The following is a 25,809-nucleotide window of genomic DNA, read 5'->3' as shown; positions in this document are numbered from 1 at the left end:
CATGTCTATACCCGACCCTGATGCTGACCGTTCCCGCATGCAGCGAATGCTCGATGTTCGGCAACGACAGGGCTACAAAAGCACCACGCTGCTGGTGTCACTGCTGATCATCTTCACCATTATCGGCGGGACCGTCCTGGTCGCACTGAACAGCGGCAGCGACGACGACAAGGCTGTGGCGCCCCGCTTCCCGCAAGGCACCGGGCAACCCACAGCTCAACCCCCGATCACCGAGCTGCCGCCTAACGCCTTCGGCATTCCGAGCACTGACCAGCACGGTCGTCGGGTGGAGACCCCCACCAATCCCCTGGGCCAGGTTCTTCCGCAAACCGACAAACCGTCGAAAGTACCTGACTCAGACGCCGCCACAGAACCTATTGCCGCACCCCAGGGCTTGATGTGGCAGCGGGTCAACGGGTTCCCGCTGCCGTTCTCGACCTCAGACGGCCCCACCAGCGTGTCCCAAGATGGTGTTCCCGCCGGATTCTCACGCACCCCACAGGGTGCGGTCATGGCCGTATGGCAGATCTACCAGCGCGCTGGCTGGGGAACGCGCGCACAGACCACCGCGCTACTGGCCGACTGTACGGTGATCACACCCCAGTCCCAGGGCACCGCGGACCGCATGCTCGGTCCCGAGCGCGACTCCATCGACACGTTGCGCCAGCAGATGCCCTTGAGCATGTCTGATGTGCCCGTCGCGGTGAAGATTTCGAACTACGACGCTGATTACGCAAACATCCAAGTCGCTGTCCCGCTGGCCGAAGGCCGTGCAGACGGAGCAGTGGCAACGACCGTGGCGTTCGACGTGCTCTGGCGTGACGGCACCTGGAAATGGGTGGTGCCCAACGACGGCGTCGAAACCGGATCAACCGTGTCCAACCTGATCGGGTGGTCGCAATGGTGAGCACCCTCGAGGCACCGACGCTTCCGGCCGCGGCCGCGCTCACACCGGCGGAGCCAGCACAACAACGATGCCGTACCGCGAGCTGGATGCGTCGACTGTGCCTGGCACTGGTGGTCACTGTGCTCGCGTTCACCGCCGGTTCGATGGTCAGCGGTGGCGCCGGACCAGCCGCTGCTAACCCTGCGTGCACCGCTGTCAGCACCATCATCCCCGGTACCGGAGCTGCTTGTGAAAAAGGCCTGGACCTCGCTGGCGGCGTCCTCAAGGACAAAGTAGGTGACGCGACCAGTTCAGTGGTCGGAGGATCGTTCGAGAAGATCGTCAACTCCCTGCTGGAGTCGTACCAGAAGGTCCTGAGCTGGGCGTTGACCTGGTGGATCAAACTCCCGACCCCTGAGCTGGACAACAGCAACAGCCTGATGCAGGACATTCACGACCACATGGTGCAAATCCAGGTCGTCGGGTTGGCCTTTTCGCTGATGTTTTTCGGTTTCCGAATGATGATGGACCGCAAGCGAAGCCTGGCAGACGATGCCGAAGACGGCTTCAAAATCTTGCTCCGCGCAGCCCTGTCGATGTCGGTGATTCCCCTGTTCATCACCGTCGGTGGCCAGATCTCGGACGCTTTCTCCAACTGGCTCGTCGGCGAAGCTATTGGTAGCGGTCAAGACGGCGACATCATCAAAAACTTCCTCCGGCTAGATGTGCTGACCGGCTCCTCGTTCGGCACGACCGCGCTGGGCTTGCTGGGCCTGTTCGGCTTCCTTGGCGCGCTCCTTCAAATCGCGTTCTTGATTCTGCGTCAAGCGATGCTAGTGCTGGTCGTCGGCGTGTTGCCGGTGGCCGCATCTTTTTCCGGGACCGGGCCAGGATCGCAAACCTACCAGCGCCTCATCAGCTGGTCAGTCGCTTTTCTTTTGTTCAAACCTGTTGGGGCAATGGTCTACTTCATTGCCTTCAAAGGTGCAGCCCAAAAAGACAACGATCAACAGGTCGTATTGGGCATGGTGCTCATGGCCATGTGCGCATTGGTCCTTCCGTCCCTGATGCGTTTGGTTGCCCCGGTGATCGGTTCCATGGGCGCCGGCGCCTCCGGTGCTGCGGCAGGCGGAGCCGCAGTCGGCGCAGCGGTAGCAGTCGGCGGGGCTGTCGCGACCGGCGGCGCATCAGCTGCTGGAGGCGCAGCGTCCACCTCGTCGATTGCCACCAGGTCCGGACAACAATCCCAAGGCCAAATCACCAGCTCGTCCAACAACTCCTCCAGCGGCGGTGACAGTCCCGCGTCGTCTCCGCCGTCGGTCAGTCCCGGTGCTCAGCCTGCGCTCTCTGGCGGCAACGAAGGTTCCTCCAGCAGCGGTGACAACGGCAACCAGGGCGGACCACAAAAGGCCCTCACAGGAGCGGGTGTGGGCTCGAGCGCCGGCGGTGCAGTCGGGGCCACCGGTTCGGCCATCGGTAATGAGGCCGACGTCGGCGGTCCCCCGGTTTCCATGCAGCCGCGCATGCAGTCCGGGTGGGGCGAAAACGCCATGGACCACTGACGGCTTCCCTAGAGCTCCTTCACCACCAACAAGCGATCCACTCATTAGGACGGAAACTGATGTCTGACAAAACATCACAGCAACGGTTGCTCTACCGGCCGGCCCAAGCGTTCCGCTCGTCGGGCGCTTTCGGCCTGACGATGTTTTCCACCATGCTCGGGTTGGGCTTTGTGCTGCTGTGCGTTATCGGTTTCATGTCCCCGTTGCCGCCGCTGGTCAAGTTCTTGGGCATCCCGTTCTCGCTGGCGATCTTGTTCCTGCCCCTGGTGTTGTCCATCGGTGGCCGCTCGGTCTGGGAAGTGGGTATCGGCAAGGCCGCAGTCGCCGCTGAAATGCGGCGCGGGTATTCGATGTACCGGTCCGGGCCGTTTAGCGCAGTCCCGATCGGGACACCACCTCCAGGGCTATTGGCGACATCGCGGACCTTCGACTTTCACCCTGGAGATGGCAGCGCACCGTTCGCCCTGATCGAGCTGACCGCACGCAACTTCTACACCCTGGTACTGCGGTCATGGCCCCAGGGCGGGGAGTGGAATGTTCAGTCCACCCGTGACCGCTGGGTCGCCCGCCTCGGCGACATGCTGACTTTCCTGGGTCAATCACCCGACCTCGTCGCGGTCACCATCACCGTCGAGACACTGCCCGAATCCGGTCAGCGCGCCTCCACGCTGATGCGATCGCGCCTGGACCCCAAAGCCCCTGCCATCGCCCGCCAGGTGATCATCGAAAGCGTCGAGAACATCCCGTCTGCGGAGGTCAAACTCGAAGCGCGCATCGCGATCACGTGGGCGGCAGACACCGCGTTCCGCAAACGCTCGGCCACCGAAATGGGCGATGAAGTGTCCCGGCGTATCCGCCGCATTCTGGACTACGCGCACTCCGCCGGTGTGCGGGTGCGTCCCATGCTCGAACGCGAACTGTGCGCCGTAGCTCGCCGATCCTTCTCCCCTTCTGACGAACTCGACCTCGAAACCGGCCTGATGACCGGCGAGCCGATGCGGCTGCGCTGGGAAGATTGCGGACCGGCGTCCTCGTCGGACCAGCACGGTTTCTATCTGCATGACGCTGCCCGATCACTGAACTGGACCATGGTCGGTGAGCCCGAAGCACCGTTCGACTCGAATGTGTTAACCGATCTACTCAACACTCGCGCTGAGATCCCCCGTAAACGAGTCACATTCGTCTACCAGCCCTACACGCCGTCGGAGGCAACGCGAACGGTCAACAAAGACCACAACGACGCCCGTAACGCCATCCGCACCCATGTCGGCAAGCTCGACGAACGATCACTGGTCCGTATGGAGAACAGCGAAGCCGCCCGCCAGGAGCAGGCCCGCGGTGCGGGCCTGACCCGCGTATCGATGATCGTCACCGCCACCCTTCCTGTCGACGGAGACACCCGCAAAATCCAAACCCTGGTCACCGACCTCGGTCTGGCGGCAGCCACACGACTCAAACCGGCCTACGACCAACAACTTGCAGCCTTCGAGGCTGGTCTGGGCCTGGGCATCGTCCTCGCCGAAGAATCCTCCGTCTCCGACAAACTCGCCGCGTAACCCTTTCTCTCCCAACAGAAAAGGACACATCACCATGAATACGGCCAACCGGTCCCAGCTCCCAGCCCCGCACCCGCTCTCCGAGCTACTCGAACAGCACGCTCTCAGCCTGTTGTTCACAGCGTCAATTTCTCTACTGGCCACAGCCTTCCTTCCGCCTTTCTGGACGATGATGATCGTCCTGCTGGTGATAGCCCTGAACGTCGTGCAACTGGCCATCACACAACGACGCTCCGGACGCAAGGCTCTACGGCTCTGCGTTGTTGACACCGGCGACCTGACGCAGCAGGGCTGAGCGATGGTTTCCATGGTGCGCCGCTCGCGCCGGTTGGGGCGTTCTACTGCACGGTTGCCGCAGGTGTCGACGAACCTGGCAATCGGCGACTACCCGTCCGCTGGCGGGCACACGTTCGCGCTGATCCAGGCCGAGCAGACAGCCCATTACACGGTGCTGCTGCACTGTGAAGGCACCGCGGAGCAATGGGCCGATCTCTTCGGTAATCACAGCATCACCATGGGGCCTTCAGCGCCGGACGTGGTTGCGCTGTCAGCGGTGTGGGAGAGCGCCCCGGCAAGTATCGACGGTCGCAGGCAGTGGCTCATCGCCGATGGCCACCACTACCTTGATCCCGACGCCGATATCGCTGTCCGGGCCCATATCTCGGTGACTTTCGCTGCCGTGGCCGACGACACCCGCAAAGAGGCCGCTGAAATGGGCGTCGAGGTCGGAGCCCGCCTACCTGCACTAGTCGGCTCGCTGCTGGGCACCGGGCTGTCGGTGGCACCGATGCACAGCGGCGACGTGCTCGACCTGGCGTGCGCGGCCTACAACGAGATCACCGACACCGCCGGGGTGTCCTGGCCCGAGGTCGGTCCCGTGGAAGAACACCGAGTGCGAAACCTACTGTGCCACGACGGATTCGTCTCATCGAGTTGGACCATCTCTCCGCACGTGCTCGACGCTCCGATCATCCGGGGACTGATTGCACCGTCCGCAGCAGTGCCGCGCAAACGGATCACGGTGACCTACCGCTCCACCCGACTGTCCCCCGACATCGACCCCGACCAGCCCGAAGCGCTACTCCACACGCCGAGCCTGGAGCGGTTCGGAGCCATCGCAACCATCACCGAACCGCTGGGCCGCACCCCGTCGATCAGCCCGATCTCACACGGCCCAGACGGCACCGGGCAGGGACTACCGCTCTACGCCCGCCTGGGCATCCGCAAAGGCTACGACCGGCACGCCGAACTGTTCGCCGCCGGCCTCGGGATCGGGGTGCTGTTGCCCGAGCACAGCCAGATCGACGACGAACCCATCAAACACCGCCACCGGCCCGCCGCGTCGTCCTAACCCTTCCAACCATGGCCCACTTTCTTGCCCCGGTCTCTCGTGAAAGCAGGTAGCCCGCATGACAATTACCGATCTGTCTTCTCGCAGCGGACGGCACCACAACGACCCGCAGGACCAACCAACTCCGGCCGACGGTGTACTCGAACTCAACGCAGGCACCCTGACCACACCACCACCAGCAACCAAGGTCAAAAAGAAGAAGCTCCGCGAGCTCTACGACGAAGATCATCGCGAAGACCTCGAGGACCAGGCCCAGCTCGGTGGGTTAGGGATCAAAGCTGCTGTCGCCCGCTCCCGGCTGGACAACGACGCCCGCCGCCGACAGTCGCTTCAAGCTGCAAGCAGGCGGCCGATCGAGTTTGATATCCCGGCGCTGCGCCGAACCAATAGCGGCTACGAAGGCAAGGGAGGCGGCAAGGTCTCGCATGTCTCGCGCCCTGCCGAGTTTCGCGGCACCACAGCTCAAGTGCCTGGCCTGTACCCGTTCCCGGTCGGCGCTTCTGCGCCACTGGCCGGTGCTCCGGTCGGCATCCATCAGGAAACCGGTGCGATCGTCGGCTTCTCGGCCCTGGAATGGTTTGAGGCCGGAGAAATCACCGCCCCCTCTGCCTTTGTGTTCGGCCTCAACGGTTTTGGCAAGTCCACCTTCGGTCGCCGACAAGTCATGTACGACCTGGCCACCGGCGTTCGTCCGCTGATCATGGGCGATCACCGCCCTGACTTCACCGACCTCATGCGCAAAATGGTTCCCCGCGATGCCCACGGCGAAGAACTCATCAACCCGGACACCGGCGCCAAATACGGCCCCCAGGTCTCGGCGGTGGGTTTCGGGCACCCGCTCAACCCGTTGGCGGTGGGTGCGTTCGGAAAGCTGATTGCCCGCTTGCCCACGGCGCAACGCAAAATGGCCGAACGCGAGATGCGCGCCCGCCAGGTGTCAGCGGCGATTGGCCTGCTGGAAATCTCCTCGGGCAAACGGATCGAGCCACACGAACGCACCCTGCTGACCACAGCCCTGCGAGTGCTCTACAGCACTCACAACGAGTTCAACCTCGCCTACGCACCGATCCCCGGCGACGTACTGGACCTGCTGCGCAAGGCACCGACCACACTGATCGACGCCGTGGAGACGGACATGGAGGTCGACGCACGGACCAATCCCGAACTTGGGCGTGCCCGAGAGCTTCTCGACGCCTCCGGGTCCCTGGGCCGCCGGCCCGGCGACGAGCGAGCCATCGACCGCTACCTACTGCTGACCGAGAACCTGCGCCAATCCCTCGATCAAATGGTGTCGGGCCAGTTCGGAGAAATCTTCAACGCTCAGACCGAAACACCCATCGACATCGACGCCCTCGGTGTGTGCGTGGACATGTCCAACATCCCCGACTCCGATCACGCCCTGCGCGCAGCAGTGCTGCTGGCGTGCTGGTCCGACGGATTCTCCGCGGTGGAAGCCTCGCACAAACTCACCGATGCGGGCCTGCAAGGACCACGCAACTACAACCTGGTGTGCGACGAGTTCTCCTTGGTCCTCGGAGTCGGCAACGGCATCGTGCAGCGGGTCGACGAAGTAACCCGCGTGCAGCGCAAACAAGGTACCGGCACCTTGTTCACCACCCACACCGTCAAAGATCTCCAAGCCTTTGACTCGATGGAAGATCGCCAGCGCGCCATGGGATTCCTCGATCGCGCTCGCGCCACTATCTGCTTCCCCCTGCCCATGGAAGAAGCCCGGTTGATGGAAGGCAAAGTCAACCTCAACGAACAAGAAGCCCAGACCCTGGCCGAATGGGCCACTCCCCCGCGCGGTGTCGATGACGCGGTGGTGCCCGAAGTCAGCGAAGCCGACTGGGACTCGGGAGTGCGTCCCGAACAGAGCAGCACCCACGCCATTCCGCCAGGCATGGGCAAGTTCATCATCAAAAACGGTGAGGCCAACCTGCCTGGCATTCCCGTACAAATGTTGCTCACCCCCACCGAGCACAGCGAGGAACTGCACAACACCAACAGCCGGTTCAAACGCGGTCGCAGCAAAAAGCAGATCGCCAAGGGGGCCGTGGCGTGAGCATCGACCCTTCATCTGGTGGCGCACAACAACCATCGGCCGATTTGACTGATCGCCTCGGCACCCACAACCCCTCCAGGTCCGCGCACCCGGTGGAGGTACAGCAACTCGCGGTCTCAGCGGTCCGCGAGCTTCTGAGCAATACACGGATGTCGGTCTCGGCTGCGGCCACCGATGTTTCTACCAACATCGGGTGTGGCGTCTCGACTGTCCTGCGCTGGTGCAAGATCGCCGGCGTCGGGCGCGAGGACACCCTCGGCTCGCGTGAGCGCGAGTTCGAAGCGCGCTTGGCCGTGACCCAACGCATCAACCGTGAACTGGCGGACATGACCCGCCGCCACTCCAGCGGCGGTCGATAGTGGGCGAATCAGGTGCAGCCAAAGGAGTCATGGCCCTGATCTTGGTCATGATCACCATGCTTGCTGCCTGCGGAATTATCCTCGGCGCAGTCGCCAGTGACGATGACATCTGTGCACCTGCCGACGCCGCCATCGACGTGCCCACCGGCGGATCGCTCATGCCTGGCCAAAAGGTCAAGCCCATGCACACAGCCGACTTTCAGATCAGCTCAGGATTCGGCCCCCGCGACGGAACCGCCCACCAGGGCATCGACATGGCCGGACCGGAAGGGGCACCGATCTTCGCCGCCGCAGATGGGACCGTCATCGCCGCCGGAGATGCCAGCGGCTTCGGGCAGTGGATCGTGCTCGACCACAACGTCAACGGTCACAAATGGTCGACCGTGTACGGGCACATGTGGCCCGACGGTGTGCTGGTCAAGCCAGGCCAACACGTCACCGCCGGCCAGCTCATCGCTAAGCGCGGCAACAATGGCCAGTCCAGCGGCGCACACCTGCATTTCGCGGTCTGGGACGGCGGTCACCGCGACTTCGGTGGTGGTACCGCCATCGACCCGACCGGGTGGGTCACCGAGGGCATCGAACCTGGCTCCACGCCCGTTGTTGCCGGTCCCGCACCTGATGTCATGGCCGCACCAGCTCCTGCTCCTGCTCCTGCTCCTGCTGCACCGTCTGATCCGTCTGATCCGTCGATCGTCACCGCTGCGGACTGGGACAAAGTTGCTCAGCTCGAATCCGGCGGCAACTGGGCCATCAACACCGGCAATGGCTACTTCGGTGGTCTCCAATTCGCCCCGTCCACGTGGACCGGGAACGGTGGTGGCCAGTACGCAGCCACCGCCGACAAGGCCACCCGCGAACAACAGATGGAAATCGCGAACAAGGTACTGGGCACCCAGGGGTGGCCCGCATGGCCAGTGACCTCCGTCGAAGCCGGGGTGACCAGTAAAAAGCCGGCCCCGGCAGGGGCGTTCGTCAACGCCGCCACCGGCCCCAAACAGGCCAGCGCACCCGACTCCAACGCTGCCAAGGACTCTGGCCCATTGCCTGCGTTGCCTGCCTCCAAAGGAACAGAAGCGCACTTCCAGGTCGACGCAATCCGCGTAGCCCGCGCGATCTCGGCGAAGTTCCCACAGGTCCAAACCATCGGCGGCTGGCGTTCTGACGGCGGCGGTTTCACTGATCACCCGTACGGGCGGGCCGTGGACGTGATGATCCCGAATTACACTGCGGCTGACGGCATTGCCCTGGGTGATCAGGTCCAGAAGTATGCGCTGGACAACAAGGATTTCTTCCACGTCGAGTACACCATCTGGCGCCAGCGCTATACCGCCGCTGATGGCACCACCAGCATCATGGAAGACCGCGGTGGCCAGACCGCCAACCACTTCGACCACGTGCACATCACCGTGATTGGCGGCGGAATACCTACCGGCAGCGAGGTCTACACCGCACCCGGTGTCACCGGCGGATCAAGCAGCTCGACCACCGAATGCGCCCCCTCCGACACAACTGGTGGTGGGGTCGACAACCTGGTCGCGGGCAAGGTGCCGCCAGAGTATGAACCGTGGTTCCGCAAGGCCGGGAAACTGTGCCCACAGATCAGTTCGGCGCTGTTGGCCGGAATCGGTAAGCAGGAAACAGGTTTCAACGCCACCCTGGTCTCCCCGGACGGCGCCGAAGGACCCATGCAGTTCATGAACTACACCTATCCGTCCTGGGCCAAAGACGACGACGGCAACGGCACCGCTACACCGGTCGACATTGGTGATGCCGTGATGGCCGCGGGCCGCTACTCCTGCGACAACGCACGCCAAGTCGATGCTGCGATCGCCGCTGGAACGGTGAAGGCACCGGCCGACGGAGGCCGCGAAAAGCTCTACGCCGAGTCCTACAACGCGGGCGTCGGCGCGATCCTCTCCGCTGGTGGTGAACCCTCGGGCGGGGACTACGACACCCAGACCCGGCCCTACGGCGCCAAGGTCGTGCGGTACATGACCGAGTTCTCCAATCAAGGGCTGGACTGATGACAAATCGGAATCAAAACCGCTCCCACACAACGCATATAGCAGCACTGCTGTTTGGGGCACTGCTTGCAGCCCTGGCCCTGACGGCGTGCGGATCGGACTCCCCAGACGACCGCGACCACAGCGCCAGCCCAGGGCACGGCGAGCACTACAGTGCGCCGCCAGGGTTGCCCCAAGGGCAACCCGACACTGCGCTGACCTCGGTACTGACAACAGTATTCAGCTGGGAGCCGGTCACCGATGAGTCCCCCACCGACGCCCTTGCCCGCGCCATCCCGAATCTCACCGGACAAGCGCTGGCCTCAGCCCAACAGCCAGACCGCAAAGTGCGGGTGTCTGCGGAATGGAATCAGTGGCGCACCTCCGGGGATCTGATCACCGCCCGCGTCGAGAACATCCAGGTCACCTCCATCAACCCGACCCGCGCAGTTGCCCGCGCAACAGTCATCCAAACCGTGCTGCACCTCGATGGTGGATCGACCCCGTACCGCACGCTAACCGCCCAGACCGAACTGACCGCCACCGACGGCCAATGGAAGGTCAGCACGTATCCGACAACGACCAGCCAATAGCCCTGTCAGACAACGATATCGACCATAGGAGACGCCATGAGCATGACCGGATCACCTCGCAGAGTCGCCCCTGGCAGGGGCGCTGGCACACACGAACCCGAAGTCGTTCTCGGCGGCGCTGTGATTGCACTGCTGGCAGCAATCGCTTTCGTGCTGGTCGGCGCGGTCTTTCTGACTGGAGCCGACGCCGCGCTCAATCCCGTGACCCTGGTCGTCGACCTCGCCCAGGGCCGCACCCAGTGGACCGGCGCAATGACTGCGGTGGCCGTCCTGTTGACGTTGCTACTGCTCGCTGTCATCGGAGCTGGGTTGTGGCTCTACTCGCGCCGCACAATGACCAGGGTCTTTGACCGTGCCGCGCCCCTGATGGGCCGCGGCCGCGAGATCGAGTTCCTCACAGCCAAAGGCTGCCGGAAACTATCCAAAATGCTGGACATACCAGCCTCTTTCGGCCCCGGACTACCCGTAGGCCGCGCCGTCACCGGTGGTCGTGGACTGTTCTCGAACTGGGAAACCTGCACCGTCGACGTATGGGGTCCACGGCGCGGTAAAACCCGCACCCGAATCATCCCCGGCATCCTCAGCGCACCCGGCCCGGTGCTGGCCACCTCCAACAAGTACGACCACATGATCAAGGCCACCCGCGACTACCGTGCCCAGCGCGGCCGGATCTGGCTGTTCGACCTGCAAGAGATCGCCAAAGCCAAACCCGACTCTTGGTGGAACCCCTTGTCGTACGTCACCGACGACGACAGCGCCGAACGAGCCGTCAGCGTGCTGGCTGTCAGCGGAGTGCCCTCATCGGCCGGCGCCGGTGGAGGCAGCGCCGAGTTCTTTCACAAAGCAGCATCCCGCCTGCTCAAGAGCCTGTTGCTCGCCGCCGCGCTCGACAAGTTGCCTGCGGCAGTAGTGGCCGAATGGACCACTGACCACACTGCGGCGAGCGACGCCGCGCACATCCTCGATCGTCATGGCTGGCCGCGACTGGCCAACGAAGTACGCGCAACGGTCGCCTCCCCTTCCGACCAGCGCGGCGGCGTGTTCGAGACCGCTCTGAACTGGGCGTCGGTGTTCACCATGTCCACCGTGCAAGAGTGGATCACCGATCCCCGCGATGGACGGCCACACTTCGAGGTCCGCGACTTTGTCGCCTCCACCGACACCGCCTACGTGCTCTCCCAGGGCAGCAGCGACGGCGGCAGCTCCGCTGGCCCCATAGCCTCACTGCTGACCGTGGCGATCTGCGAGGCCGCTGAAAACCTGGCCTCCGAACAAGGCGGACGGCTCCATGTTCCGCTGGTGGCCCAGCTCGATGAAGCCGGCAACGTGATCCGGTGGCCAGCAATGCCCGAAAAATACACCCACTACGGTTCTCGAGGCATCCTCCTGTCGGCAATGTTCCAGTCGATGAGTCAGGGCGTGACCGCGTTCGGCAAAGAAGGCTGGGACACCCTCTGGGATGCCGCAGGTATCGCCATCTACGGCGGCGGCACCAAAACCCGTGACCGGCTTGAAGATCTGTCCCAACTGATCGGCAACTACCAGTACCAATCGGTCTCGCGCAGCTCCGGGCGTGGCGGCGGATCAACCTCGCGCAGCACCCAAACCGAACGCATCCTCGACGTGGCAGCACTGGCAGCGATCCCGAAAGGCCGCGCCATCGCATTCAACGGCTCCGCCGCACCCGTCGTGGTCAAAACAACCGACTTCACCTTGACCGCCCTGGGCAAAAAAGCCGCGGCTGCCGCCGCAGCGGTGGCCAACAAAGTCAAGATCGACCTGAGCAAGGAACCAGCACAATGACCGACCTCAGCGCCGCCACCTTCACCGATCCTGGTGCTGCCACCGTCGCAGCACTGACCGATCAAATCTCGACCATGCTCCACGCCAAGGCAGCGAAAACCGTTGCCGGGACACTGGTGACAGCTGCCGCAGGAACCATCGAAGAAGCGATCGAAGGCAGCGAACTCCTCGCCCAGTTCGAGGCCGATATCGCCCGCGCCGCAGCAGCCGCAGTCCGCGGCCCTGCGGTCGATGAAGCCGTGGTCGAAGCCGTCGCCGACCTGGTGTACCCCATCGAGCCCGAGCTCCAGTTCGACACCCTCGATGCGTTCGTCACCGGCTACATCACCCGCGTATTCCGCCGCGACGTCATCAACGGCCGCGAATACATCTGGTGCCCCCGCTGGTTCGAACACGAGCCCGCCGTAGTCACCCTGACCGGGTTGTGGCTCTCGTTCGAAGTGCTGCGCAACGATCCAGGTACCGGACCAGCGGTCTGGCAACGCGACTATCTCCTTCCCCTGATGAACGCTCTGACCTCCCCATCAGGGCCTCTGGTGGGCTGCAAAGCCACCAAACACAGCCAAGATTCGCTGCCACCGCTGCCGTGTGACCCCACCCCACCCGGGCTGTTCGACACCACTCCAGCCGAAGTCAGCAACGCCGTACGCGCCCACGGCACCATTCCCGCCGCCGCTCCTGCGGCCGGCGGCGATCCCCGCCCCGACACCCCATCGTCGCTGACCCTGTGACGCACGAAGCAGCCCACCAGAAATCGGAGGTGATTGATTGACTCACAACAGTTTTCACTGATCACCACACACCACAAGGAGAATACTCATGACTGATGGAGCCGATACCGGCCACGAACAAGAAGCGTCCCAGACCGTAGGGAAAATGCTGCGGATGGGGATGATGATGGCCACCCAGATGGCCCAGCATCGGGCGCGAGTACGGCAGCAACGCCAGCAAGAACTCGAACGCCAGGCCCGCGAAACCCAGGCCACCGCCGAAGCCGCCGAGCGGGAGCTCGCCGCCGCAGAGTCAGCACAGCAACGCCAACTACAGCAAGCCGCACGGGATAAAGCTGCCGCTGCACGCGATGCTGCCCGCGACAAGGTCTACGCCGACCGAGAACGGCACCAGACGGCCCGCCGGATCGCCGAGTACCAACTCAACCGGGTTGATCGAGATGCGTGGTGGGACAAAGCAACCCCCGGCGGAATCGCTACCGCCTACCGCCAAGCCCAGGAATGGCGCGAAGAGTCAGGGGCAGCAATCAACGCCGCCGAGGTCATCGAAGAACGCGTCCGCAAAGACAAGGGCATCGACCTGGCTGAACTCTCCGACCAGGATCTCGATACCGCACTGGCCGAGGCGTACATGACGCCCCGCGAACGCGCTGAGCGCGAGGCAGAGCGACGTGCTGGCGCTCAACGCAACGACGGAGCCGATTCAACCCTTGCCCAGGCTGTGGCGGTGTCCCTGGTCAAGGACGCCGACCGCGAAGACACCCAGATCGACGCTGAAATCGAAGCCGATGGTGGACCCTCCCAGGCCCCTGCCGAACTCTCACCAGTGGCAGTGGCGGCTCGCGAAGAAATCCGGGCAATGCTCGCGAAGAAGAGCCAGATCCAAACCCCCGGCGTTAGCACCTCATCGCCGCTGCTCAACCTGCCCGCCACCCAGGCTCGCGACAACGACCAGGTTGAGCAACACGATCCGTCGGCACCGCTGCTCAATCTCCCGCACACGACTGGCCAGGACAACGACGCGGTCACCCACGATGAACTGGCTGCGTCGCTGCTGAACATGCCCGACCCCACCACCGGCCAGGGCACCTGGGGCGACGTCGCCGAGGCCGCACAGCAGATGACAACAGGTCCAGGGCTCGATTCGGCGGCGGCACTGCTCGCCCGCGATCGGGCGGTCCCCTACGACAGCGCGGAACGTCGCGAGAACACCGAAACATGGGTGCGCCAGAACACCGACGCATCCGAGGAAGCCATCTCCGCACGGATGAGCGCCGACCTGAGCTCTGCCCACCCTCCAGCGGCCGCAGTTGGAGCTGCGGCCAAGGTTGGCGGTTCGGCTAACCGCACCGGTCAGGTCCGCAACCTCACCCAAATCAACGACAAGCAACAACACCAAGCCCGCTGAACCACCCAGCAGACACAGAACCTCCACAGCACCTCATGCAATCTCTGCAACCAACGAAGTGAAAAGGAAGTACCGCCATGGCAACATCGCGAGCACAGGAATGGGACAAGGCCAAAAAATTCGTCGCCGAACACGCCGACGAACTGCGGCAGTTCGACACACCCAGTGCCATCTTCAAATACTGCGAGAAGAACAAGCACGCAGGTAAATCCTTGTGGCCCAAAGTCAAAACCGAGATCCGCAAACAACTCAACGTTGACATGGACCAGCTCCGGGCCGATGCCGCCCAGGCAGTGGCAGATAAGGCGCGCCAGCTCTCGGCGTCGGCCGCCGACGCCCCCACTGTCGAGCTGTACACCGCCGGCGAGCTAGTGGAAAAGCGCCGCCGCACCGATGACGGCGAAGACGAGATCGAGATCGTGCCCGTGTTCGCGCTGACCGACACCGAGGGCAATCCCGTGTGGTACAACACCGTTCACCCCAAAGACCGTGACAAGATCACCGACGAACTCGCCGTCGCCGCCGACGCCGCCCGCAAAGCCGTGTGGCTCGCAGGCCAAGTCCGCGATGATCAGGGCCTGGAAGTAGTGCAGGCCATCATCCATCACTCCCATCCCGGCCTGGATGCAGAGGCTATATCGCGTGCGGGCGTCAAACACCTGGTTGCTGTGAAACTTGTCCACGTCGACGATCCCGAGGACAACCCCGCGACAGCAGTCTGCCTCGACGCACACGGCTACCGGGACTGGCACGAACACCGGCTCTCGGACCTGCTGCCAGCCGCCATCGCGGGCGGGTGAGGGTCGGTGTCTGCGCCCCTGCCCCAATCACCAGCTGACACAGGTGCCGCAATCACGGTCTACAGCAAGCCTGAGTGTGTGCAGTGCAACGCCACCTACAAAGCCCTCGACAAAAACGGGCTCGACTACCAAATCGTCGACATCACCGAAAACCCCCAAGCGCGCGACTACGTCATGAGCCTGGGCTACCTCCAAGCACCCGTCGTCGTCACCGAAAACCAACACTGGTCCGGCTTCCGCCCCGACCACATCAAGGCCCTGGCCGCCAGACAGCGATCAGCCTCACCATCACCACCGGCCGACAGCACAAGCCACCGGCGACCTGATCCGCGCCACCGCTTCCGGCACCGGCCACAACCCCATCCCGGCGCAGGTTGTCGCCCCGCCAATCGAACGAACCGCCGCACTCGACGACCGAAGCCGCCACAGCGGGCCGCGCCGAGTGTGACCCCAATCCCAATCCCCAATTCCTCCGAAAGGACGGTGACCCCACAGCACCCACCAAGGCCGCCGCCGCCTCCATGGCCGTAGCTGCGGCCGCCACACTGGCAGGACTCGCGGGCACCGGCGTTGCCGCTGCCGCCGCTCCAATGCCCATTCAGGGCGAGGGCATCGGCCCGTACCCCACGATCAACCACTGCCGGGACGATTTCAACAGGCCCATGATCCCGAAAACTGACTACTTCTATTCCACTAACTCCATCCCCTCCCGTAGCGGCTGGTACTTCATCGGCGGCATCAGCACGTAACCCACACCCACCAACCAGAAAGGAGTAGCCCAGGTGAACACCTCCGCAGAACTTCTCAGCGATGCCCAGCAGGCACTCGCCGCGGCCAACGCCGAATCCGTCGACAGCGAACGCCGACGATCACACGCCCACCACGCCTCCACCCAAGCGAGCGACGTCATCATCCGGCCCGAATCCACCGAGAGCGAACGCAAACAGGCCGGCGCCTATCTCGACCAAGCCCTGGCGGTACAAGCAGAGTTCTCCACGACACTCGGATCGCGGGTCCAACAACGTCTCAAGGACCGCAAACCGCTCCAGCCACCGTCCGCGCTCGACGCCATCGCCGATCAATCAAAAACGGTACGGGCGCACACCACCGCTCGACCCGCTCTGCAGCAATCTGCTCCCCAGCGCGGCCACTCCCGATGAGGCAGGTGCGGTGTCGGAGACACTCCCGTTTCCGACACCGCCCCGCCCTGCCAAGTTCACACATCAGCAACCGATAGAGTTCTGACCCACCACCGGCATCCAACGCCAAGGAGTCACCACACCGTGGCAAACGACGATGCCGACACTCCATCATGGGTAGCCGAGTTACACCGATGCATGGCCAAGGGGATTCCCCTTGGCCTCCGCGGGCTCCCTACCGCGAAACGTCAGATCCCTGCAGACCAGTTGCGCGCAGCGCTGATCAAACCACCGGGGTTTGTGGATCCAAAAGGTCTGATCATTTCCGGCGGCTACATCTTGGGTTTTCTCGACTTGGACAACGTGATCGTTTCATTTCCGATCACTCTTTTTCGCTGCCGATTACGTGATGGATTCACTGCAATGGACAGTCATCTACACAGCCTCTATCTCCCAGGAACCTTGTCATCCGGGGTATGCCTCGATCGTGCGCAGATCGCCGGAAATCTCAATGCCGACGGATTCACTGCCATAGGCGGGGTTCGTGCCCTTGGTGCCCACATCAGGGGCCAACTGTCACTGCGCGGGGCAACCATCGACAACCCCGCCGGAGTCGCCTTACACCTCGACGGCGCACAAATCGACGGAAGCGTGTTCGTCGACAAGGGATTCACTGCCATAGGCGGGGTTCGTGCCCTTGGTGCCCACATCAGGGGCCAACTGGCACTGCACAGGGCAACCATCGATAACCCCGCCGGAGTCGCCTTACACCTCGACGCCGCACAAATCGACGGAGACCTGCTCGCCGCCGGATTCACCGCCAAGGGCGAGGTTCGTGCCCTTGGTGCCCACTTCGGCAGCCGACTCGTGCTGTTCGGTGCGCGCATCGACAACCCGAAAGGAAATGCCCTCAATCTTGACGGCGCACAAATCGACGGAGACCTGCTCGCCGCCGGATTCACCGCCGCCGGAACAGTCCGAGCCCAAGCAGCCCGCATCACCGGCAACTTTGCACTGCGTAGTGCAACCATCGACAACCCCGGCGGAATTGCCTTACACCTCGACGGCGCACAAATCGACGGAAACCTGTTCGCCGACGGATTCACCGCCGCCGGAAGAATACGAGCTCACGCCGCCCGCATCGCCGGCGAACTTGCACTAACCGACGCGGCTATCTACGCCCCCCGGGGTTGCGCGCTGCATCTCGACGGCGCACAGATCAGTGTCGTCGCTGCCTCAGGATTTACCGCCATGGGTGAGGTTCGTGCCCTTGGTGCCCACATCAGGGGCCAACTGGCACTGCGCGGGGCAACCATCGACAACCCCGGCGGAATTGCCTTACACCTGGACGGCGCACAAATCGACGGAAACCTGTTCGCCGACGAAGGATTCACCGCCACCGGAACAATCCGACTTACCGGCGCCCACATCACCGGCCAACTGTCACTGCGCGGGGCGCGAATCGACAACCACCGGGGTGCCGCACTACATCTCGATGACGCCCGCATCATCGGAAGCATTTTCGCCACCTCCGGATTCACCGCCACCGGAACAATCCGACTTACCGGCGCCCACATCACCGGCCAACTGTCACTGCGCGGGGCGCGAATCGACAATCCCAGTGGCGTCGCTTTACATCTCGAAAGCACAAAGATCGACGGCAGCCTGCACGTCGACGACGGGTTCACTGCCACCGGATCAGTCCAAGCAACCGGCGCCCGCATTGCCGGCCATCTAACACTCACATCCGCTGAGATCGACGTAGTCAACCTGAACGCCACAACCATCGCCAACCTGGTACTACGACCAACTGCCTTAACAACAATCAGCCTCACCAACGCAAATATCGACGCTTTGACAACTCCCGGCGCCGCCATACCTCCCGGCGAAGTTTCCGCTTCTGGATTGCGTGTCGGTCATCTGTACGGCGAGCTTGCCAACGACTCCAAGAAGCTCACGACGTGGCTCAGCACCAGCAAGACAATACGATTCGATCCCGATCCCTGGCACGCCTTCGCAGACGTGTATGGCCGGCATGGCAACCCCGCGGGTGCCCGGCAGCTTCGTCACTATGCAGCGGTTCAAACCTCGCGCAGCAGCTCATGGCGATCGCCGACCAGGTGGGGCGGTGCGGTCTACAACGCGATCGCTGGACACGGTTACCGCCCGCTGCGCAGTGTCGGAGTCCTGCTGGTGTTGTTTGTGTGCACGGTGGCTTTGATCTGGTTCAGTAGAGATGCGTTCGTGCCCGCAAACCCGGCGCTGGCCCACAGCGTCGCGGCAGCGCACGACGAGCAAGACCCAAACGATCCTGCACCGGACAAGATCACCGGCACCACCGACTGTGCGCTGCTTCAGGCCGGCACTGTCAGCTATCCCTGCTTCACCGCATCTACAAGCCTCGCTCTTGCAGCTTCAAACACGTTGCCTCTGCCCGCCAGTGGTACCGATTGGCGCACCACCAATGGCATCCTCGTCACCATGCTGCTCATACTGCGCGGGCTGTCATGGGTCATGGCCGCGCTCCTCATCGCTGGCCTGACCGGGCTATTGAAAAGATCCGAATAAACCAGGCAGCACACGACCACGGCATCCACGTCATCGTGTTCGGCCACCCTCCCCGCGCCGACGGATGATGTCGTCGTAACTTGTACGACGCGCCGCCGGACTCGATGCCGGAACATCGCCTCGCGGCGCACGGACCGCAGGTGAAATCTTCGAGTCGCTCACACCGTCCGCCTCCAGGCGGTAGCGCCGAGCAGGTTCAGCTTCAAGGACAGCAACTGTCCCTCCCTGGACTCGGATCGCCCGTTCGGCCAGTTGCTGCTCACTGAGTGCTGCCAGTCGTTGTGCCGCGGCCGCGTTGTTTGCTGCTGCTTGTGCGTCGGCGATCGCTTCGACCGCTGCCAACAGTTGTCCCATGATCATTGCCCACGCCATCGCCGGATCAGTGTGCGCTGAAGCCAGCATCAACATTGCTGCCGCCCGCGACCCGGATGAGCGTGCCCGCATGATGGGTCGTGGTCGGCTGTACGAGCGGCCAGCCGTCCGCGCCATGGTGTTTGCTGCCTGGGCTAGCGGTCCTGGCACGACTTCGGTGCGTGACGACCACGCAGCAAACACACCCGACACAACGCCTGCTGCCCGCGCTACCTGCTCACCGTCCTCGGCAGGGATCGACCGGACGTAGTCGGTCCAGCCCGCCAGCTCTCGCCGTGCCTGTTCCAGCTGTCGCCGCTGGACTTCGATCGGATCTGTTGTCGCTGTGTGGTCGACGCCGATTTCCGGTTCCTCGGGCATGGTGTAGGGCAACTTTTCCCGAACCGGGGCCGCCGTCTCGGGATCAATCGTGGGTGCGCCGATCGAGTGTGTGCGCCAGCGCCGGCGGGCGGTGCTGGCCTGGTGCTGATCTTCTTGACCCCATTGCTTTCGTAACTGGGTGATGGTGAGGTCGCGGCCCAGACTCGTTCCCGAGTACCAGATCACCTCGTTCGCGGCGATGCTGTCTTTGTCGCGGCCCGCAGGCACCAGCCCGACTGAATAGCCGCTGACGTGGTTGCCGCTCTCTGCCCATCGTGGCCGGATCACCACGTTCGGCTCGGCGCCTATCAGCTCAACAAACCGTGCTTCTCCTGTCGCCGCTGTAGCCGCGGCGCGCACGCGCCGTGCGAGCTCGAACCGGATTGGCTCGCTGCGGCCACGAGCTACAGCCTTGTCCTGCTCGGCCGGGTTCGTATGCGCGTCAACGCCCACGCGCTGCTCGGCCTCGTTGATTGTTTCGGCTGGCTCGCGGATCTTTTCGGCCGTAACAACCTCTGCCTGGTGGTAGCTCGGTGACACCGATTGGTCGTCGCGGTCGATCTGCAAGTTGTAATTGCGCTCCAACTCTTGGATCACCTGGGAGGAACGCGGTCCGTCACCCAACGGCTTCTTTCCGGGGGCCGGCGGCACGAACAGTTTCACCAGCGAGCCGTCGTCGCGAACGAGCGAGGCTGCGATGTGAATGTGGTCGTTGCCGCTGACACTGGTGCCGTGGTGGATGGCCACCCAGCGCGACCCGGCATCGTTCGCGTCTGCCGAATCGAATCCCATCTCGCGCATGAAGTCTTCGGCGATCTTGCCCCACACCTCATCACCGAGTGGGCCTTCGTCTGAGCGCAGCGCCAGCGAACACTGCCACACGTTGGCATCCTCTATCCGCGCAATTTTGCGGGCCTGAACCTCGCTGTTGCCCTCTGCGAGTGCAGCTTTCTTCCGCTTGGGATCAACCCACGGAGCCTTTGTCTCATGCAACACGTGTGGCTCGTCCAGTTCCTGGGCAATCGCCGCAGCGTCATCTTTCGACAGCATCCGGACGGTTCCATCGGTGGACCACATGAACCGCTCAACAGCTCCACCGCGGCCGGCCACCATGTGCGGGTTGGTGTGCTCGTTATGCTTTCCCGGCCCCTGCAAGTAGTAGATCAAACCCGACATCGTCTGACCGCGTGTGATCTTTCCTCTCACGGCTTCGCCTTCCCCGCTGGCGGTTTCGCCCGACCGACTCCAACCTCACGCATCCGGCGAGTCACCTCATCGCACGCCCGCTCCACCGACTGCAACGCTGCCGACAACTCATCCGGCAAGTCACCGTCAGTGGAGTTCACATGCTTAGCGATCTGGTTGACGTTGCGACCGATCGCGACCAACAAGTTCCGCGCATCCGACGCCTGCTCCAGCGCCGACAACGCCTCTTGCCGTCGCGATACCGTCGCGTCCACACCTTCCCCGCGCCACTGCGGGTTGAGCGTGGACTCAACCAGCAACCGAGGAACCGACACACCTTCCGCCGCTGCCCGTAGCCGCAACAAGTCACGCTGCTCATCGGTGCACTTCACCTTGATCGGCGGCGCAGTCCGCCCACCCGGAACGTTCTCCTGACGCTTCCGCCGCACCGATGCTGTGCCCGTCACGCAAACCCCTACCGTTGCCGTCCCGTGCCGAAGGCCGCGCCCCAAGCGCGGAATCCTCTTCACTTCTGGTGTTCAGCCTAGCCCCTAGCTAGGCTGAACACCACGACTTAGGTCCCCTAAGTCATATCTTGCTCTCGTGGTCTACCGTCCAGAGGAGATCTCACCCGAACCTCGGGATCTTTTGGGGCCGACCGCGCAGAGCGCGACCGGAACCGGCCGCTGCGCGGCCTCCGGGCCAAGAACAACCGGGGGTATCGCAGCCACATACGGACAACGCCCGGCCCGCCGAACCGCGCCGCACGCTGCGTGACTGTCACGGCCGGCTGGAACACTTGCCCAATGGACGAGACCATCGGGGCCGTGAGCTTCGTAGTAACTGACCGCCCTCAAGAGACCGGGACCGGGGAAGAAGAGGCGACGTTAGTCAAGTACTGCAGCTTCAATTGGAAAATCTGGGCCCACCGGACGAGCTTCTACCTCAAGATCAACAACCAGGCGATGTCCGAGACAAAGATCAGCCTGCACGGCCCCGATCAGCGGGAGGGCATGACACCCGTATTGAGGTTTGGTCCTGACAGCACGTTCATCGCCAAAGACGAGGCAACGTACGGGTCCCTACTTGTTGCAACAGACACCGACTGGCCTATCAAATTCACGGGAACGAGCATCACTTCGCGCGTACGGCGAGTAATCCGGTTCAGCTTTGCGAGCGACATGTTCACCGAGGGCACGCCAAACGGTCTCCCCGTCAACCTCTCAAAGACCACAACGAAACGCGGTGTGCATGGCAGATTTACCGCACCACCCGAAGGCGGTCTGTACGTAGACCTCTACATCGCCGATCCTGGAACCGACCCCTACTGGCAAGACGAAGAACAGACTCGCGCTGCAAACGCCGGAGTCGGACCCATCGTCAACGACGCTGGCCAAACGCTGACACTTGTCGCGCACAAAGTCAGCAATCCGCATCTCCGGGATCCGAACTGGCAAAAAATCACACATGAGGACGTGGTGGAGATGTCCTCAACTACTCTGCAGCGCTGCGTCGTTTTCAACACAGATGAACGTGGCCTTCTCTGGATCACGGAAAAGATCGCCCCCGCAGACTTCGGCATGGAGAACGACGACCTACTCATCGGCGTCCAACGCCCACACCGCCGGACAACGACCGCACCTTCATCCGTCCTGGAGTGAACAGGAGATTTATGCGGAGGATGTGAGAAACGGTCGCGCAAAGCGCGACCGAGAATCGGCCGCTGCGCGGCCTCAAGCTGAGGACAAGCGGGACCTTTGGCCGCGGGCACGGACACGACCCGGCCAACGATCGCAGCCCCTACGCCGGCCAAGAGAGCAGCGGCGGGGTACTCGACTACCGTCGCCCTTACGCTCTTAGCGGCCGCACGACCACTCGGCAGGGAGTACAGGACATGTCAGCGCGCAAGAGCAATAGCCCACCGGCACCGCCAGCAGGTGGTGACATCCCCCTCAGTGTGATCACCAAAGGTCTAGCGCGAGAAGGCGACGAAAATTTCTCGCCGATGCTCGTTCCCAATGCCATAGACCAAATGTTCAAACATTGGATCACCCCAGCCCTAGGCGCGTTCGTTCCGCGGGAGGCCATCAGACAGGCATTGGTCATCATGGACGGTGACCCACCAAGTGTTGTGATCAATCACGACGTCCACCTCTGGGCAATCGCTGGCAGCGAAGCCTCTATCGCCGCCCCCTCCGAATTTCCCGTTGGCGACATCATCAGCCTGCTCCCCGCCGGCATCGACCCACAACTGAACTGGATGGCGTTCGCAACCGCGATGGATGGTGGCCGATGCGTCACGCTCGACTTTGCAGGCACCGCAGCGCGCGTTTCCGACCTTCTTGGCAAGGCACGCTCCGACCTGGACCTTGCAATCTGGGGGTTAACGAACGGCGGACTTGAAAGCGCGATTGAACCGCTCTTCGCCGCGTCCGAGATGGCAGTCATGACAATGATCTACACCGACGGCTTCAACGACAATCGCCAGCACGGACGGCGCGCAGAGTGGGTTCAAGATCAGGTTGATACCGGTCAGATCCCAGCCCGCTTCGGACGAGTGTTCTTAACGCTCCACCAAAACCGCAACCCCGCACGTTACGTCGAGAACCCACTCACTTTCAGCCGGACCGAAGCACTCCAATTCGCGGACACTGTTGACCGCATGATTCAGTTCGCACACTCCATACGCGCCGATCAACCAAGATGATCAACCCCCCTTGACTTGTTTCAGTCAAGGGGGGTTGACTATAGTCATGATTGCGGAGCAGCCCACCCGAAAAGTGATCAAGCAATTGCATGCTGCCGGGTTCACGCGCCTGCGTGATGCCAAAGGCAGTCACAGCAAATGGGCCTGCCCAACCGGCCAGCACGCCATGACCATCCCTGACGGCCACAAAAGCATCAGTCCTGGCGTGATGCGCAACGTGAACAAGGTGATCGCCGCCTGCGACTGCCACTGATTGACTCGCTACGTCACCGAAAGGAACAGCAAATGACATACGACGTTGAAGTCACCCGCGACGGGAAGTGGTGGATGATCTCCATCCCAGCCATCGACGGACTCACCCAAACCCGCAGGCTCGCCGACGCCGAAGCAGAAGCCATCGACTACATCGCCGTCGACACCGACGTAGCGAAGTCCACTGTCTCGGTGAATCTGCACATCGTCATCGACGGCATCGATGCCTCTTCTGAATCCGAGACTGTGCGTGCACTCAAAGCAAAGGCCGATCAGTACGAACACGAGGCCAGCGAGCAAACCCGCAAGCTCGCTCGTGAACTCGCAGCCAAAGAGATCCCCTACCGCGACATCGGAACAGTCATCGGAATCTCATCACAACGCGCCCATCAACTCGCTACTGCCCAGAGCGCCAGTGACCAATCCTGACCAAACCGCCAGCCGACAATCCCCCAAGCGCGGCCGTGTTCCGGTCAGCGAATTAACCGCGATCGTCCGTATCCCTGGCGATCCCGCCGCGGTCCAGGCGTTCACTGCCGACGAACACGACGCCGCGCACGACTACGCCCGCCGAACCGGCGGCACAGTCGATCAACTCGCCGAATAGCGAACGCTCGCCCCATGTCTGACAGGCATGGAACACTGGAGATCTCTGCAACCAAATATCGATCCAGTGAGTGAAAGGGGACACTTGTGTCCACAGCAATCAGGTTTGATCCCGACGCCGCAGCAGCAACATTGCTCGCCGAACAAAGCGAACGCGAACGCGTCGTCCGCGAACTCGCCGCCTCCTACGGAGAAATTCTTGAGGGCGAACACGCACTCGAACAGTCCCGGGCCAAACATCTCCAGCTGCGCCAACAAGCCAGCGAGTTCGGCATTACCGACGCCGCGCTGAAAAAGGCCGGCATCCCCGCCGTTGCGAGCACAACCCGCGGCCGTGGCGGTTCTACCCGTCGAACGACGCGCCGCGCAACAGCACCGGCAAACACCACTACCACCGAAGGTTTCTGACATGAACACATTCATGGCGGCACCCACACGTCTAGTGAAACGCCGATAGAACCGGATCTGCAAGACAACAGCCGATGCCCCCAACCTTCATTGGTTGGGGGCATCGCTTGTTTTGTGCCTTAATCGGGAACCAAGCGGCCACATCGATCCGTCAAAGTTGGGTGGACGAACTCCCCGACATTGCGCTCCAGGCCATCACTTCCGCCCTTGACCTCGTGCGCTGGGATCAAGAAATGAGCACCGACTGACACAACCGGCCCGGTACTCGAGGCTGCACAGACCACGACGCTCCAAGCCCCGGCCACGGGTATCAGTTGCCTATTAAGTAAGCCAGACCAGTTGCCAACACTGCGTTGAACCAATACAGTCGGGGTGCGTTGAACCAACGCAAGGACCATCGAGGTCCAACCCGACTCGAAGGGGAATCAACATCATGGCGCTACCCACCTTCTACACCCACACCGCCGCATCGCTCTCCCAGACGATCAAGCCCAATGCAGCGGCCGCACGGCTCGGCATCTCCCGCGGTTCACTCGACAAACTGGTCGCCGCGGGAATCTTGCCCACACCGATCAGCGTCGACACTGTGGAAAAACTGGCATGCCGTCCCATGCTGGCCGTCGCATCCGGCGAACTCACCGTTCTGCGCACCGCCGCCCGCGCGGAGGCATACGACGAAGACCGCACATGGATCGGATTCCACATCGAGCACACCGACGACGAAGTCACCGACACCTCGCTCCGCTGGTGGCGCTGCGAACCCGAGCGCGTAATCGGCAACCAGCTCTACGCCGTCACCGTCTCCACCATCCCAGTCGCGGTGTACAACATCCGCAGCGTCATCAACACTTCCCAACGAGCCACTGAAAGCGGCTCCAGGTATCACTTCGCGGGCACACTACTCGCCCGCCTCGGAGACGGCCCCCGCTACGCGGCCAACCACGCTGCCCACGGCATCACCACCAACCCGCTCATCCACGTGAACTCGAACGACAGCCTGCACGACCGAGTCCAAACCATCATGAACAGCCGCATCACCGTCAACAGCGGAGGACCGATCGGTTACCTCGAGGCACAGCGCTGACAAACACA

At 62.9% G+C, this 25,809-nt stretch carries 25 protein-coding genes and 1 pseudogene; 24 read left to right on the top strand and 2 right to left on the bottom strand.

Translation table 11 applies throughout. From position 1 onward, the window contains the following. The first annotated feature begins 1 nt into the window (after nt 1). The 17 genes and pseudogenes from AC1TQG_RS10850 (at nt 2) to AC1TQG_RS10770 (ending at nt 18,827) form a co-directional block, all read left to right on the top strand. Nucleotides 2-907 carry a DUF8175 domain-containg protein gene (locus AC1TQG_RS10850; RefSeq protein ID WP_482136913.1) on the top strand — a complete coding sequence of 302 codons (906 nt, stop codon included), beginning with the start codon at nt 2-4 and terminating at the stop codon, nt 905-907. Beyond that, nucleotides 901-2,448, top strand: coding sequence for a TrbL/VirB6 family protein (locus AC1TQG_RS10845; RefSeq protein WP_482136912.1), 1,548 nt, complete (start codon nt 901-903; stop codon nt 2,446-2,448). The genes AC1TQG_RS10850 and AC1TQG_RS10845 overlap by 7 nt, the downstream gene beginning before the upstream one ends. A 59-nt stretch (nt 2,449-2,507) precedes the next feature. After that, a complete protein-coding gene (locus AC1TQG_RS10840) occupies nt 2,508-4,004 on the top strand; it encodes an SCO6880 family protein (protein WP_482136911.1) in 1,497 nt (498 codons plus the stop codon). Between the two features lie 34 nt (nt 4,005-4,038). Then, complete coding sequence (locus AC1TQG_RS10835; RefSeq protein ID WP_482136910.1) at nt 4,039-4,299, top strand: hypothetical protein; 261 nt, start codon at nt 4,039-4,041, stop codon at nt 4,297-4,299. 63 nt (nt 4,300-4,362) lie between these two features. Next, entirely contained in the window at nt 4,363-5,355 is a 993-nt protein-coding gene (locus AC1TQG_RS10830) for an SCO6880 family protein (RefSeq protein WP_482136909.1), read from the top strand. A 58-nt stretch (nt 5,356-5,413) separates the two neighbouring features. After that, nucleotides 5,414-7,420: a hypothetical protein gene (locus AC1TQG_RS10825; protein ID WP_482136908.1), complete on the top strand. Its 2,007-nt coding sequence runs from the start codon at nt 5,414-5,416 to the stop codon at nt 7,418-7,420. Continuing rightward, nucleotides 7,417-7,779 (top strand): hypothetical protein, encoded by a 363-nt coding sequence (locus tag AC1TQG_RS10820; protein WP_482136907.1) that lies wholly within the window; start codon nt 7,417-7,419, stop codon nt 7,777-7,779. The genes AC1TQG_RS10825 and AC1TQG_RS10820 overlap by 4 nt, the downstream gene beginning before the upstream one ends. 29 nt (nt 7,780-7,808) lie before the next feature. Next, a complete protein-coding gene (locus tag AC1TQG_RS10815) occupies nt 7,809-9,806 on the top strand; it encodes a transglycosylase family protein (RefSeq protein ID WP_482136906.1) in 1,998 nt (665 codons plus the stop codon). Continuing rightward, on the top strand, nt 9,806-10,378 hold the full coding sequence (locus AC1TQG_RS10810) for a hypothetical protein (protein ID WP_482136905.1): 573 nt from the start codon (nt 9,806-9,808) through the stop codon (nt 10,376-10,378). The genes AC1TQG_RS10815 and AC1TQG_RS10810 overlap by 1 nt, the downstream gene beginning before the upstream one ends. A 36-nt stretch (nt 10,379-10,414) precedes the next feature. Beyond that, a complete protein-coding gene (locus AC1TQG_RS10805; RefSeq protein ID WP_482136904.1) occupies nt 10,415-12,181 on the top strand; it encodes a type IV secretory system conjugative DNA transfer family protein in 1,767 nt (588 codons plus the stop codon). Beyond that, the gene (locus tag AC1TQG_RS10800; RefSeq protein WP_482136903.1) at nt 12,178-12,912 is read left to right on the top strand and encodes a DUF4913 domain-containing protein; all 735 of its coding nucleotides are present in this window, start codon (nt 12,178-12,180) and stop codon (nt 12,910-12,912) included. Before AC1TQG_RS10805 ends, AC1TQG_RS10800 begins: the two co-directional genes overlap by 4 nt. An 88-nt stretch (nt 12,913-13,000) precedes the next feature. Then, on the top strand, nt 13,001-14,320 hold the full coding sequence (locus AC1TQG_RS10795) for a hypothetical protein (protein WP_482136902.1): 1,320 nt from the start codon (nt 13,001-13,003) through the stop codon (nt 14,318-14,320). Nucleotides 14,321-14,397: 77 nt separating this feature from the next. Beyond that, nucleotides 14,398-15,120 (top strand): hypothetical protein, encoded by a 723-nt coding sequence (locus AC1TQG_RS10790; RefSeq protein WP_482136901.1) that lies wholly within the window; start codon nt 14,398-14,400, stop codon nt 15,118-15,120. An 18-nt stretch (nt 15,121-15,138) separates the two neighbouring features. Further along, a pseudogene (gene nrdH / locus AC1TQG_RS10785) lies at nt 15,139-15,384 on the top strand (glutaredoxin-like protein NrdH); the annotation flags it as partial. A 110-nt stretch (nt 15,385-15,494) separates the two neighbouring features. Then, nucleotides 15,495-15,869, top strand: coding sequence for a hypothetical protein (locus AC1TQG_RS10780; RefSeq protein ID WP_482137350.1), 375 nt, complete (start codon nt 15,495-15,497; stop codon nt 15,867-15,869). A gap of 33 nt (nt 15,870-15,902) precedes the next feature. Continuing rightward, nucleotides 15,903-16,280 (top strand): hypothetical protein, encoded by a 378-nt coding sequence (locus tag AC1TQG_RS10775; RefSeq protein ID WP_482136900.1) that lies wholly within the window; start codon nt 15,903-15,905, stop codon nt 16,278-16,280. Nucleotides 16,281-16,682: 402 nt separating this feature from the next. After that, a complete protein-coding gene (locus AC1TQG_RS10770) occupies nt 16,683-18,827 on the top strand; it encodes a translocation/assembly module TamB domain-containing protein (RefSeq protein ID WP_482136899.1) in 2,145 nt (714 codons plus the stop codon). A gap of 30 nt (nt 18,828-18,857) precedes the next feature. Here the strand turns inward: AC1TQG_RS10770 and AC1TQG_RS10765 are convergent, their stop codons facing one another. Continuing rightward, nucleotides 18,858-20,765 (bottom strand): relaxase/mobilization nuclease domain-containing protein, encoded by a 1,908-nt coding sequence (locus AC1TQG_RS10765; RefSeq protein ID WP_482136898.1) that lies wholly within the window; start codon nt 20,763-20,765, stop codon nt 18,858-18,860. After that, complete coding sequence (gene mobC / locus AC1TQG_RS10760; protein ID WP_482136897.1) at nt 20,762-21,211, bottom strand: plasmid mobilization relaxosome protein MobC; 450 nt, start codon at nt 21,209-21,211, stop codon at nt 20,762-20,764. The genes AC1TQG_RS10765 and mobC overlap by 4 nt, the downstream gene beginning before the upstream one ends. Nucleotides 21,212-21,550: 339 nt before the next feature. Here mobC and AC1TQG_RS10755 point away from each other — a divergent pair, with 339 nt between their 5' ends. From AC1TQG_RS10755 to AC1TQG_RS10725, 7 genes are all read left to right on the top strand, one after another. Beyond that, on the top strand, nt 21,551-22,405 hold the full coding sequence (locus AC1TQG_RS10755; RefSeq protein ID WP_482136896.1) for a hypothetical protein: 855 nt from the start codon (nt 21,551-21,553) through the stop codon (nt 22,403-22,405). 233 nt (nt 22,406-22,638) lie between these two features. Then, nucleotides 22,639-23,451: a hypothetical protein gene (locus tag AC1TQG_RS10750; RefSeq protein WP_482136895.1), complete on the top strand. Its 813-nt coding sequence runs from the start codon at nt 22,639-22,641 to the stop codon at nt 23,449-23,451. Between the two features lie 46 nt (nt 23,452-23,497). Continuing rightward, nucleotides 23,498-23,704 carry a type II toxin-antitoxin system HicA family toxin gene (locus tag AC1TQG_RS10745; RefSeq protein ID WP_482136894.1) on the top strand — a complete coding sequence of 69 codons (207 nt, stop codon included), beginning with the start codon at nt 23,498-23,500 and terminating at the stop codon, nt 23,702-23,704. Between the two features lie 32 nt (nt 23,705-23,736). Then, nucleotides 23,737-24,132 carry a HicB family toxin-antitoxin system gene (locus tag AC1TQG_RS10740; RefSeq protein WP_482136893.1) on the top strand — a complete coding sequence of 132 codons (396 nt, stop codon included), beginning with the start codon at nt 23,737-23,739 and terminating at the stop codon, nt 24,130-24,132. Continuing rightward, nucleotides 24,119-24,310 (top strand): hypothetical protein, encoded by a 192-nt coding sequence (locus AC1TQG_RS10735; protein ID WP_482136892.1) that lies wholly within the window; start codon nt 24,119-24,121, stop codon nt 24,308-24,310. The genes AC1TQG_RS10740 and AC1TQG_RS10735 overlap by 14 nt, the downstream gene beginning before the upstream one ends. Nucleotides 24,311-24,396: 86 nt before the next feature. Then, nucleotides 24,397-24,717: a hypothetical protein gene (locus AC1TQG_RS10730; RefSeq protein WP_482136891.1), complete on the top strand. Its 321-nt coding sequence runs from the start codon at nt 24,397-24,399 to the stop codon at nt 24,715-24,717. Nucleotides 24,718-25,150: 433 nt separating this feature from the next. Beyond that, the gene (locus tag AC1TQG_RS10725) at nt 25,151-25,801 is read left to right on the top strand and encodes a hypothetical protein (protein WP_482136890.1); all 651 of its coding nucleotides are present in this window, start codon (nt 25,151-25,153) and stop codon (nt 25,799-25,801) included. Nucleotides 25,802-25,809 lie beyond the last annotated feature (8 nt).

The sequence above is a fragment of the Williamsia sp. Y844 genome (assembly GCF_056786475.1).
The sequence above is the reverse complement of the archived record's forward strand: the minus strand, read 5'-3'. Positions and strand labels throughout refer to the sequence as shown.

Excerpts from the sequence above, each read along its gene's own strand:
- AC1TQG_RS10850 (WP_482136913.1), top strand. The coding sequence starts at position 2 with ATGTCTATACCCGACCCTGATGCTGACCGTTCCCGCATGCAGCGAATG.
- AC1TQG_RS10845 (WP_482136912.1), top strand. The coding sequence starts at position 901 with ATGGTGAGCACCCTCGAGGCACCGACGCTTCCGGCCGCGGCCGCGCTC.
- AC1TQG_RS10840 (WP_482136911.1), top strand. The coding sequence starts at position 2,508 with ATGTCTGACAAAACATCACAGCAACGGTTGCTCTACCGGCCGGCCCAA.
- AC1TQG_RS10835 (WP_482136910.1), top strand. The coding sequence starts at position 4,039 with ATGAATACGGCCAACCGGTCCCAGCTCCCAGCCCCGCACCCGCTCTCC.
- AC1TQG_RS10825 (WP_482136908.1), top strand. The coding sequence starts at position 5,414 with ATGACAATTACCGATCTGTCTTCTCGCAGCGGACGGCACCACAACGAC.
- AC1TQG_RS10815 (WP_482136906.1), top strand. The coding sequence starts at position 7,809 with ATGGCCCTGATCTTGGTCATGATCACCATGCTTGCTGCCTGCGGAATT.
- AC1TQG_RS10810 (WP_482136905.1), top strand. The coding sequence starts at position 9,806 with ATGACAAATCGGAATCAAAACCGCTCCCACACAACGCATATAGCAGCA.
- AC1TQG_RS10805 (WP_482136904.1), top strand. The coding sequence starts at position 10,415 with ATGAGCATGACCGGATCACCTCGCAGAGTCGCCCCTGGCAGGGGCGCT.
- AC1TQG_RS10800 (WP_482136903.1), top strand. The coding sequence starts at position 12,178 with ATGACCGACCTCAGCGCCGCCACCTTCACCGATCCTGGTGCTGCCACC.
- AC1TQG_RS10795 (WP_482136902.1), top strand. The coding sequence starts at position 13,001 with ATGACTGATGGAGCCGATACCGGCCACGAACAAGAAGCGTCCCAGACC.
- AC1TQG_RS10790 (WP_482136901.1), top strand. The coding sequence starts at position 14,398 with ATGGCAACATCGCGAGCACAGGAATGGGACAAGGCCAAAAAATTCGTC.
- AC1TQG_RS10770 (WP_482136899.1), top strand. The coding sequence starts at position 16,683 with ATGGACAGTCATCTACACAGCCTCTATCTCCCAGGAACCTTGTCATCC.
- AC1TQG_RS10755 (WP_482136896.1), top strand. The coding sequence starts at position 21,551 with ATGGACGAGACCATCGGGGCCGTGAGCTTCGTAGTAACTGACCGCCCT.
- AC1TQG_RS10750 (WP_482136895.1), top strand. The coding sequence starts at position 22,639 with ATGTCAGCGCGCAAGAGCAATAGCCCACCGGCACCGCCAGCAGGTGGT.
- AC1TQG_RS10745 (WP_482136894.1), top strand. The coding sequence starts at position 23,498 with ATGATTGCGGAGCAGCCCACCCGAAAAGTGATCAAGCAATTGCATGCT.
- AC1TQG_RS10740 (WP_482136893.1), top strand. The coding sequence starts at position 23,737 with ATGACATACGACGTTGAAGTCACCCGCGACGGGAAGTGGTGGATGATC.
- AC1TQG_RS10725 (WP_482136890.1), top strand. The coding sequence starts at position 25,151 with ATGGCGCTACCCACCTTCTACACCCACACCGCCGCATCGCTCTCCCAG.